Raw genomic sequence first — 10,610 nt, 5'->3', positions numbered from 1 at the left:
GGAAGCTTTATTGGAATGATAATACTTCCGTATTTGAGTTATTAGTCGCTGCCGCAGACAGAAGCCCGTCTGGTGTCAGTTGATTTATGGCGTCTTATTAATCGCATGAAGACGTTCTCACGATGACATATATCATATTCTTCCCATTTATCGGGGAGTGTAAACGACGCCAACACAGGCTTGTAACCGAACATGTAGAGAAATCATAAAAAGAAAATATGCGCCTGTAAATCCATGATTACCTATAGACTATAAATGTATCAGTCAACAATGCTATTTCAGTCTAAGAACGCTTGGAGGAGGTTTAGTCGGAAAGACATTCAAATAGTCACAAAATAGCCATTATTTTTTACTGTCGCCCACTAGGGGATAATCTCTGATTTCCGTAACGAGATATGCCAACTCGTTTTCAGGTAGCAAGGCTTAAGTAAATTGTAAGAGATGCTTTTCATAATCAATTATAATAAGTCCTTAAATCCTAATTAAAACTGTTTAAAATGAGAAAGAAACTAGCCAAAGAAAGAAATTCATGTAAACTATCAATAAGATTGCAAATCTCATTTTACTTCCAAATATGAATGAATTATTTTCACTTAAGCTTTAATAAAAAAACAGCCGGGAAAAATTATATCTGTGCGAAAATAATTTACCTTTGCTTAGCCTTAACAGTCTAAGGATTATATGAAATAATGTATATATGAACTTTAAAATAATGCTGCAAAGTATAGAACCGAAACCATGTATCCCAATCAATTACCAGTATCCACTGTCTGCCGCATTGTACCGTGTCATTGCCAAAGGGGATGCCCGTTACGCCGCTTTTCTACACGAAACAGGCTATGGTAAGGGATTCAAGTTTTTTACATTCAGTCAAATCGATTGTCCTTTTAATATAAACAGGGAAGAAAAGTACATGAAATTGCAAGGTAATGAGCTTTCATTCAGTATATCATTCCACTTGCCACTTGCCATGGAGAGTTTTATTAAAGGCTTATTTCAGTCTGAAAGAATAGATATAGCCGACAAGAAGTCACGGGCAAGTTTTATGGTTAAATCGGTTGAGCGCCTTCCGGATCCATTACAAACCCGCAAAGAAAACGAAATCGTCAGTGTCATACTGAAACCGAATTCAATGATTGTGGCAGGAATACCAGCGGAAAATGGAAAATATGAATACCTCTCGCCGGATGATCAGCGCTTTACCGAAAGCCTGATTTATAACTGGCGTAGTAAAATTGCAACCTGCTATGATGAAAATACAGCGCAATCAGCAATTTTACTTCTGGAGATTTTACCCATAAAGCTAGCTTTTAAACCACGTTTAATTACTATTAAGGCAGGCACTCCGAATGAGTCGCAAGTTAGAGGATGGCTAAATTTTGAATTAAAAGTCACTGCGGAAAAACGGTTTGTAGAGTTGCTGCTGAACGCTGGTGCGGGATTGTATAATGCGATGGGATGCGGGAGTGGGGAGGTAAAATTGCTTAAAAATAGCATTAACAATATATGAAACAGATCTATAATTCAATTAATTATGAGTGGTTAACAAAACCTACAGGAGATCCCTTTGTAGATATAGGCGGGTTTGTGATAGAATATTTACAAGAAAAAAGTCCTGATAAATCTATTATGGATTTGATTGAAGAAGTAACCCATATTTACGTAAATAAATGGGATAATAATTTACATTCGTTTTTTCTCAATTCAACAATAACGCATAATAAAAATAAAGGACAAAAAGGAATTGAAAAGACACTTGCTTTTTATAAGGGATTGATTGAAGAAGAAAATGCGATGGATGGTTTTTGCCGGATAACTGGACAAAAAGGGAAAGTATTTTCTGCCGGAAGAGATAATCATATTATGTCTGGTTCGGGAGCTTTGATTAATTTCCACCACGGCTTTGAAGGCGGGATTATGCTGTCGAAAGAAGCCTTGATTAGAATGTTGTTTGTTCCACTGGGAGTTGAACAGTTAGGTGATAAAGTAGTCATTGTATTTAGTAACAATCAATATGTTAGCCATTATTTTGTGCAAAAGAATCTGGAACAGAATTTAAGAGATATTTCTGCGGGAATTTCAAAATCAATCTTAAAATCTGATTTTTCTAATCCTGCGAATGCTTTGTTCGATTATGCGAATCAATGTATCGAAAATGTAAAATCTGCAACTATTAATGAGGAAACAAGGCGTAGTAATACGAAAGGAATAACCTTGAATTTATTTCACTTTACTAATTACCAAGCAAAACCAACCATTGATTTATACACGTTGCCGGCTGTTGTGTTTTCGTTTTATGCGGAATGTATTCGTTGGTATAAAAAAGATTGGATGAATTTCACAATAGCAAATTATCGAAAATTTGAAAATTATGCAGGAGCAGTATATGATGAAGAAAATCAAACATATTCAGAAAAAGTAACAGAATTTATTGTTATTTCGAAGAAAAAAGTGTTGGATTTACGGCAATTTGACAGGTTAAATTTTAATCTGTCTACTGCAGGTGAAAGAGTTGTTGTAGATAAAAAGACTAAATCCCAAAGTGATTGTTACATTTTTAGTAAAACCGAGTTTGATTATTGGAAACAGAGCAAATTTTATAAAGAATGGAAAAAAGAAAATGAAAGTTTTGGCATTGAAAATAAAACAATAAAAGAAACGGTAACATTGGTATATAAGAAAGATGGTTTTGTCAAAAAATGGGTAAACTTAATTTACAATAACTTGCTAAAAGAGAAGTCAATTCTACCTGAAATTTTAAAATGGAATGAAAAACATTCTTTCAATTTTGAGATAACAAAAAAATATCAAATACATATAATGAATATGAATAGTGAAACATTAAAACAAATTGAACGAATTTCGGATTATATTATTTCAGATAGAGAAAATTTGAAAAAGAATATCCGAAGTTTGAAAACTGCCAAATATGGTAGCGAAATCAGGTCTTTTTTAATTCGTCAAATTGACAAGAACTATAAAGAGGGAAATGAAAAGCTTATTTCCTTAAATGATTATGTAACATATCTTTTCCCTGAAGGACGAAATTGGTCAGAGGTAAGAGACTTGTTATTGATTTGTATTTATCAAAAACTTCACGAAAATAACATTTCGATTTATGAAGAAAATGAAGAAGATGATGAAACTATTGACGAAATTGTAGTAACAGAAAATTAATTTTAAAATACAAAAATATGATTACACAAGGATTTATTCTTATTGACGAAGATGGTGTCGCCTTAAATAATTCAGGCACAATATCTGTCGCAGGCACTGGAAACAGAGTGCAGACAAAAAAAGTCACTAAACATGGACAAGATTATGTTTATGTTTCAGGTCAGGCGTGGAGATATTGGTGGCGAGATACTTTGCAGAAACACTTCGCTTGGAAGTTATCTCCACTGATTAAGCAGGAAAAACAGAATGTCATTTTTACAGAAGCAAATCCTGTTGATTTTGCCGATGATGACATTTTTGGCTATATGCGAGCAAATAAAGAGCCTGAATTGGATAAAGATGGAATTGAAAAGAAAAATAACAAAGGAGTGGTTAAAACGAAAGATGCTTCTGTAACAAGAATTTCTCCACTTAAAAATTCTGTACTTATTTCTACCGGTTCTACAAAAGTCGCCAAAAATTTTGCAAGTGCTTCAAGACAAAATGATGTTCCTGTTTTGTATGGAAAAGAAGAATATTCCGCCATAATGAAAGGAATGTTTTCTATTGACTTGGAACAAGTCGGAACTTTTTCTAATTACAACAAATCGGGTTTTAAAAACATTACCAAGCAAGTAGGCGAGTTGTTGGCTAAAACTGATGGAGTACAAAAAATACAAGACCCATTTGTAAAGGATAAAAACAAACAACCTGAAAATTTAATCCGATTATCAAAGCAAATACGAGAAAAGCGTGTTGTAGATACAATTTGTGCTTTAAAATTTATTTCGGGTGGTGCAATGCAAACAAGCAATATGGGTGATGTAACACCTAAATTTATCGTGTTGGCAACTACTACAACAGGAAATCACCCTTTTTCTCATATTGTAAAATCAGATCCAATAAATAACACGCAAACTATACTCAACATAGAAGGTCTTAAAGAAGTTTTAAACGATTATAAAGATCAATTTAAAGGCATAATTTTTATTGGAAAACGCAGCGGATTTTTGGACGAATACAATAGCGAGCTAAAGCAATTGGAAGCGGAGTTTTCCAATGTCAAAGTTCTAACGATTAATCAGGCGATAGATCAATATTGCGAGCAAGTAAAAACTCAAATACCATAAGGTATGGAAGTGTACAAAATAGATATAACAAGTTGGACAGCTAGTTTTCGTTATCCGAACCTGATAAGCGGTATGCAGCCAACATTGGAAGTACCACCTATCAGTACGATACTTGGATTGATAAATGCGGCCGCCGGTTTTTATATTGAACATAAGAATCTATGTGTTGCATATTATTTTGAATACGAAATGGAAGGGGAAGATTTGGAAACTATTTATCAAATCAGCGGAAAAGATGGAAAACCAACAAATGAAGCCAAATCGAATGTAATAACCCGTAAATTTCTATTTAATAATTTTTTGCGCATATATACGCCTGACAAAAAAATTGCCGGTTATTTTGCTAATCCATATTATCCTGTTTTACTGGGCCGTATGAATGATTTGGCAACAATCGTAAAGGTGTCCGAAAAAGATTGCTTGGCAAGAATGAATGTCGCACAGAAGATATCCGGACAAATTATTCCGTTTGAGTATTATCTGCCAGGGCAAATACAAGCCTTGCCGCAATATTTTTCCAATGAATTTCCGCGAAAAAATTTAGGAACGAGACCCTTTTCTATCATTAACCACAAGATAAATGTTGGTGGAAATATAGAGGTTTATCGTGATAAACTTCCAAGCGGCAAGGAGGTCGATGTGTATTTTCATAAAATAAATATGGATAATTAATGGTATTGTTAGCCAAATCAAGGGATATTAAACGGAATATTCCTGCAAGAACACTTCGGGAACATATTGACGATTGTATGTTGATTTGGAGTTTTCTGCAAAAAGCGTATCCCTGTGCAGCCGAAGTTTCTGCATTGGGAAATCGTTTTTGGGAACTATTGCGATTTTGTGTGATTTGCCACGATTTAGGAAAAGCACATAATGAATTTCAGAAACTGTTAAGCGGTGTTACTAATCAGTGGAATAATCAACGACACGAATTTTTTTCTGTTCCATTTGTTGATACTTTGCCTCAAATAGATAAAAATACGCTAAAATTACTTTGTTTGGCTGTCGTCGGACACCACAAAGATTTAGAGCAACTTCGCAATTATTTGAACATATATGACGATGGTAACTATTTTGGACAATTAGCGGGTAGCGAAAAAATAAGTTTTGAAGATGCTTTTCTGCAAAATATAGAAATTCAGGAAGTTAAAGATTTGCTTAATGGCTATAATTACCCTGTTAATCAGGTAGTTCCAACTTCCGTTTATGGGTTGATACATAGTTATAATAACACGCCATATCGACTGTTTCATTCCGATTATTTTGCCTTAATGATGCTGTTTGGTGCATTGAAATGGTGCGACCATTTAGGCTCAGCCCAAATTACAAATATAAATTTGATTGAAAATAAAGATTTTGATTTTTTGCAGAAGCAACGAATGGCTTTACAGGCAGAAGGGTATGACTTTTATGAACACCAGAAAATCTGCGCCAAAACCAAAGAAAATGTAATATTATCTGCGCCAACAGGTGCAGGCAAAACGGAAAGTGCTTTTCTGTGGCTAAAATCACAAATGGAAAATACCGAAAATCAAGGTAGAGTTTTTTATGTGCTTCCATTTACCGCTTCTATCAATGCTATGTATGAAAGATTGAACAAGATAATTGGCAAAGAGTCAGAGAAAGTTGGAATGTTGCACGGAAAACTGAACGACTATTTGAACAATTATTTTGAAAATTTACAATATGATGTTGATGTGAAAAAACTCAAAATTCACGAATTACAGGAAAAATATAAAAGTATTATCACACCAATTAAAATTACTACGCCGTTTCAGTTGCTTAAACATTTGTTTGGCTTAAAAGGATATGAGCAGGGCATTTTTGAAATGAGTGGCTGTTATTTGATATTTGACGAAATACACGCTTATAGCCCTGATGTTTTTGCTCAAATTAAAGTATTACTTGAATTTGCGACACGACATTTGAAAGCCAAAGTGATGATTATGACAGCAACAATGCCAAAATTCTTACGCAAAGAATTGGAAGAAGGTTTGGGCATTTACGTGCCGGTTAAGGCGACACAGGGATTATACGACCAATTTCGCCGTCACTGTGTTGTCTTGCACGATGGACTCTTAAGTGAATCGCATGATGCAATAAAAGCTTCATTAAAAGATGGCAAAAAAGTTTTGGTGGTCTGTAATACTGTTAAATCTGCACAACAAGCATTTTTGCGATTAAAAGATTGTGTTGAAAACGAAAATGCAGTTTTATTGCACGGCTCTTTTACGGGCAAAGACCGAGCAATCAAAGAAAAAGAATTGATGCAAGATAATGTTTGTTTGCTCGTTGGTACACAAGCCATTGAAGTAAGTTTGGATATTGATTATGACATTATATACACCGAACCTGCACCGATTGATGCTCTGATTCAGCGTTTTGGTCGTGTGAATAGAAAGCGTATAAAAGGAATTTGCGAATGTGTTGTTTTTCGCAAAAGTAATGAAAATGACAAATATATTTATCTCTCTCAAACAGTCGAAAAAACAATACAGGCATTTGATAAAATTATAAAGGATCATAAAGGAGTAATAGATGAATCGTTGTTGCAAAATGCGATTGATTATGTGTATGACGATTGGACAGAAAAAGAAAGAGAAGAATTTGAGCGAAAGTATAATTATTTGAGTGAAGCATTACAACTATTATCGCCTATGTTTGACAATAAATATACTGAAGAAGATTTTTATCGTCAATTTGATGGCATAAAGATATTACCGCAGTCAGAAAAATCGAAATTTGAGCAATATCTAGACAAAGGAGATTTTATTAATTCCGAAAGTTTGCAAGTACAAATTAATAAAGGCAGGTTTGTCAGGTGGTTAAAAAGCCAAAATCTCAGAAAAGAAATATATGCGTTTCAAAACAAACAAAAATTAATGCAAATCCCATATTTTATGACAAACAAGAAATATAGCTCTGAATTAGGATTGTTAGTTGATGATGAAGAACCTTGGAAAACATCCGAAATTTTGTGAAAGATGAATATTACAGCCACCCTAATCAATCTTTACCATGTATGCAAACGTGAATGCTGGCTACATGCCAACGGTATTAACATGGAACATACCAGCGACATTGTGTATGACGGAAAACTGCTCCACGAAACCAGTTATACCGACCGGGCAAAAAAGTATAATGAAATTGACATTGCTGCAAAATTTAAGGGTGTCGATTTGTTTGGCAAGATCGATTTCTATGATGCCAGGGAAAAAGTTATCCATGAAACCAAACGTAGTGACAAGGCGGAAACTGCACATGAATGGCAAGTGAAATTTTATATGTGGTTGTTACTTCTGAACGGAGCAGGGGACGTGAGTGCAATCCTCGAATACCCGCAACTGAGGCAGACAACCCAAATCGAATTAACAGAATCTGATATTAAAGCACTAGAAAATATGGTAACAGAAATCATATCCTTAAAAAACGACGGGAATTGCCCTCCGGTTATTCACAAACCCATCTGTAAAAGCTGCTCATATTATGAACTTTGTTATATCGACGAAGAATGAAAAAGACCTATTACCTTTTCAATCCCGGCCGGCTGAGCCGCAAAGACAATACCCTGAAATTTACACCTGTCGATGAGAATGGTGTGGAAGGTTCTCCAAAATATATTCCTATAGAGGGTGTTTCCGACTTTTTCTGCTTTGGGAGTCTGGATGCCAATAGCGCATTATATAATTTTCTGGGAAAGGCCGGAATTGCAGTACATTTCTTTGATTATTACGAGCACTACACAGGTTCATTCGCTCCAAAAGAATATCTGTTGGCGGGTAAAATGCAGATTGAACAGACTAAACGTTATATCGACCGGAAAAAACGTCTCGAAATAGCAAAAAAGTTTGTATCCGGAGCAGCCTTTAATATGACCAAGAACTTACGTTATTATATTAACCGGGATAAAGACCTTACTCCAGTTTTAGAGACTATAGAGCAATATGCCCAACATATAGACAATACTTCAGCAATCGATGAACTGATGGGTATAGAGGGAAATATCCGGCAAGCATATTATACAGCTTTTGATGGTATTATTTCAACAGGCTTTCAAATGGAGAACCGTAGTAAACGACCGCCGCAAAACGAAATTAACGCAATGATCTCGTTCGGAAATATGCTTTGTTACACACTCTGCTTAAGTCAGATTTATCATACGCAATTAAATCCTACTATCAGTTTTTTGCATGAGCCGGGCTACCGGAGATATTCATTAGCACTGGATATCGCTGAAATTTTCAAGCCTGTACTGGTAGATCGCCTTATTTTTCGTTTGCTGAACAAGAAGGAGATCCAGGCCAGGGATTTTGATCATCAGGTGAATAGTTGCCTGCTAAAGGAACCGGGCCGGAAGACATTTGTCAAAGCTTGGGAAGAGCGGATAAATGAAACATTCAGGCATCCTGTGCTAAAACGCCATGTGAGCTATAAGCACTTGGTAAAGCTGGAATGTTACAAGTTAACAAAGCACATATTAGGAATGGAAGAGTATAAACCGTTTAAAGCACGCTGGTAGTCAGGCTATGTATGTGATTCTGGTATATGACGTTGGAGAAAAACGGGTAGGTAAAATGTTGAAACTTTGCCGTAAATATCTTCATTGGATACAGAACTCAGTATTCGAAGGGGAAATTACGGAAGTGAAATTGAAAGAACTCCTGTCCAAAGCCCGGGCAATTATGACACTGGAGGAAGACAGCGTACTGGTATTTAAAAGCCGGGATGAAAAATGGCTTGAAAAGGAGATTGTAGGACAGGAAAGAAATACCTTGGATAACTTTATCTGAATATACTTTTTGTTGTCGGTATGTGTGAAAAATGAGTTCTTTGACATCTTGGTGAACATATAAATTAGGAAATAAACTGATAATTAACAGGATACCCTATTAGTCGGTCTCCCGTATTTTTCCGGTTATTGCCGACCGACTAATTTGACAGAAAAATCCTGCATGAAAATCCTCGTTTTAACTACTTAAAATGTATATTTGTATGCCGTTTTAGTACGGCTTTTAATTGAACTTTTGGTAGTATTGAAAGGTGGAAACCAACCTTTTATTTTATACATATTTTAAATCTTTTAATTGAACTTTTGGTAGTATTGAAATAATATTATGGAATCTATACAGGAGAGAATCATAAAACTTTTAATTGAACTTTTGGTAGTATTGAAATGTGTTACTTCAAAGCTTTTTTATTCCTAACCATTACTTTTAATTGAACTTTTGGTAGTATTGAAATTTATTATTTTTATTGTAGCTTTGTGCAGTGACGGACTTTTAATTGAACTTTTGGTAGTATTGAAATATAATGTCGGACATGGCGTGTTTAAATCTTTCGGTTCTTTTAATTGAACTTTTGGTAGTATTGAAACGCGAATACATATTGCACTATATCAAGCAGTCAGACAACTTTTAATTGATCTTTTGGTAGTATTGAGATGTATAAGCCGATGATTGTCGAAGTAGTTCCGCACCCTTTTAATTGAATTTCGGTAGCGTTGTATTGAAATGCGTTTGAGCGAATTGTATCGCTAAACCCTAATGAAATATGCCCCATATTTATGATAAAGGTGGGAAATTCCACTTTTGCTGAAAATCAAAAAGTTAACAACATATTTATTCTGACTGGGAAAGTAATCCCAATGCCTACCGATAGTTGAAAAATTCTGGAGAGAACACAAACATGTATTAGATTCAATAAGAAATTCGGCTGTACTATCTATGCTTCTGGATACAAGCTACATAACGTCTGACGGAAAAGAAACCCTATGCTCGTTAAGAGCATAAAAATTATACTGCGTACAATATACTAAATGAAAGTTACGAATATTTATATCTACCCAAAATTGGGCAGATGTTCAGTATCAAACAGTTACTTAACGAAAAAAAATGAAGAATAAATATTTTGAATTATCCGAAATACAAGTATTCTACTTAAGACAGGTACAGTATTAAGCTAAGAAAAAACATTAACCACCATTGAGAAGACTCCGGAGTAAAAATCCACTCTCAATTCAAAGATGAAATATTGCTGCTTATCATGAACTTTCTCACAGAGCATGTTGAGGCTGAAAGCAGCAACTCCGGATATTGAAGGGTGGGAACGAACATCTGAATAACGAAGGGAAAGCTCTCCCCCCTAATCCGTCAGTCCGTCCAGCTTACTGACTGCTTCCCGCTTGTTCTTATCTATGACTTTGGCATATATCTGTGTCGTCTTCATATCGGCATGTCCCAATAGCTTGCTCACTGTCTCGATAGGTACGCCCAGGGACAGCAAAAGGGTAGCGTTTGTGTGCCTGGCGACATGGAAGGTCACGCG

9 protein-coding genes and 1 CRISPR repeat array are annotated in these 10,610 nt (G+C 35.2%); of the genes, 8 read left to right on the top strand and 1 reads right to left on the bottom strand.

From position 1 onward, the window contains the following. Positions 1-697 precede the first annotated feature (697 nt). From cas6 to cas2, 8 genes are read left to right on the top strand one after another with little or no spacing between them, the layout of a single operon-like run. Entirely contained in the window at positions 698-1,510 is an 813-nt protein-coding gene (gene cas6, locus ACFO6W_RS02515) for a CRISPR-associated endoribonuclease Cas6 (protein ID WP_379993742.1), read from the top strand. After that, on the top strand, positions 1,507-3,177 hold the full coding sequence (locus ACFO6W_RS02510; protein WP_379993741.1) for a hypothetical protein: 1,671 nt from the start codon (positions 1,507-1,509) through the stop codon (positions 3,175-3,177). Before cas6 ends, ACFO6W_RS02510 begins: the two co-directional genes overlap by 4 nt. A gap of 17 nt (positions 3,178-3,194) precedes the next feature. After that, a complete protein-coding gene (gene cas7i, locus ACFO6W_RS02505) occupies positions 3,195-4,286 on the top strand; it encodes a type I-B CRISPR-associated protein Cas7/Cst2/DevR (protein ID WP_379993739.1) in 1,092 nt (363 codons plus the stop codon). A 3-nt stretch (positions 4,287-4,289) separates the two neighbouring features. Next, positions 4,290-4,958: a type I-B CRISPR-associated protein Cas5b gene (gene cas5b, locus ACFO6W_RS02500; protein ID WP_379993738.1), complete on the top strand. Its 669-nt coding sequence runs from the start codon at positions 4,290-4,292 to the stop codon at positions 4,956-4,958. Continuing rightward, a complete protein-coding gene (gene cas3 / locus ACFO6W_RS02495; RefSeq protein ID WP_379993737.1) occupies positions 4,958-7,267 on the top strand; it encodes a CRISPR-associated helicase Cas3' in 2,310 nt (769 codons plus the stop codon). Before cas5b ends, cas3 begins: the two co-directional genes overlap by 1 nt. A 3-nt stretch (positions 7,268-7,270) precedes the next feature. Next, positions 7,271-7,801, top strand: a complete 531-nt coding sequence (gene cas4 / locus ACFO6W_RS02490) for a CRISPR-associated protein Cas4 (RefSeq protein WP_379993736.1) — start codon at positions 7,271-7,273, stop codon at positions 7,799-7,801. Then, positions 7,798-8,805, top strand: coding sequence for a type I-B CRISPR-associated endonuclease Cas1b (gene cas1b / locus ACFO6W_RS02485; RefSeq protein WP_379993735.1), 1,008 nt, complete (start codon positions 7,798-7,800; stop codon positions 8,803-8,805). The genes cas4 and cas1b overlap by 4 nt, the downstream gene beginning before the upstream one ends. Before the next feature lie 7 nt (positions 8,806-8,812). Next, on the top strand, positions 8,813-9,076 hold the full coding sequence (cas2, locus tag ACFO6W_RS02480; protein WP_379993734.1) for a CRISPR-associated endonuclease Cas2: 264 nt from the start codon (positions 8,813-8,815) through the stop codon (positions 9,074-9,076). A gap of 219 nt (positions 9,077-9,295) precedes the next feature. Beyond that, positions 9,296-9,727: direct repeats of the CRISPR family, unit length 30 nt; unit sequence CTTTTAATTGAACTTTTGGTAGTATTGAAA. 700 nt (positions 9,728-10,427) lie between these two features. Here the strand turns inward: cas2 and ACFO6W_RS02475 are convergent. Next, the coding region (locus tag ACFO6W_RS02475; protein WP_379993733.1) for a tyrosine-type recombinase/integrase at positions 10,428-10,610 on the bottom strand (183 nt) is incomplete at its 5' end.

It is taken from the genome of Dysgonomonas termitidis, from assembly GCF_042654545.1.
Taxonomy (GTDB): domain Bacteria; phylum Bacteroidota; class Bacteroidia; order Bacteroidales; family Dysgonomonadaceae; genus Dysgonomonas; species Dysgonomonas termitidis.
This window is presented reverse-complemented; position numbering and strand designations above follow the sequence as displayed.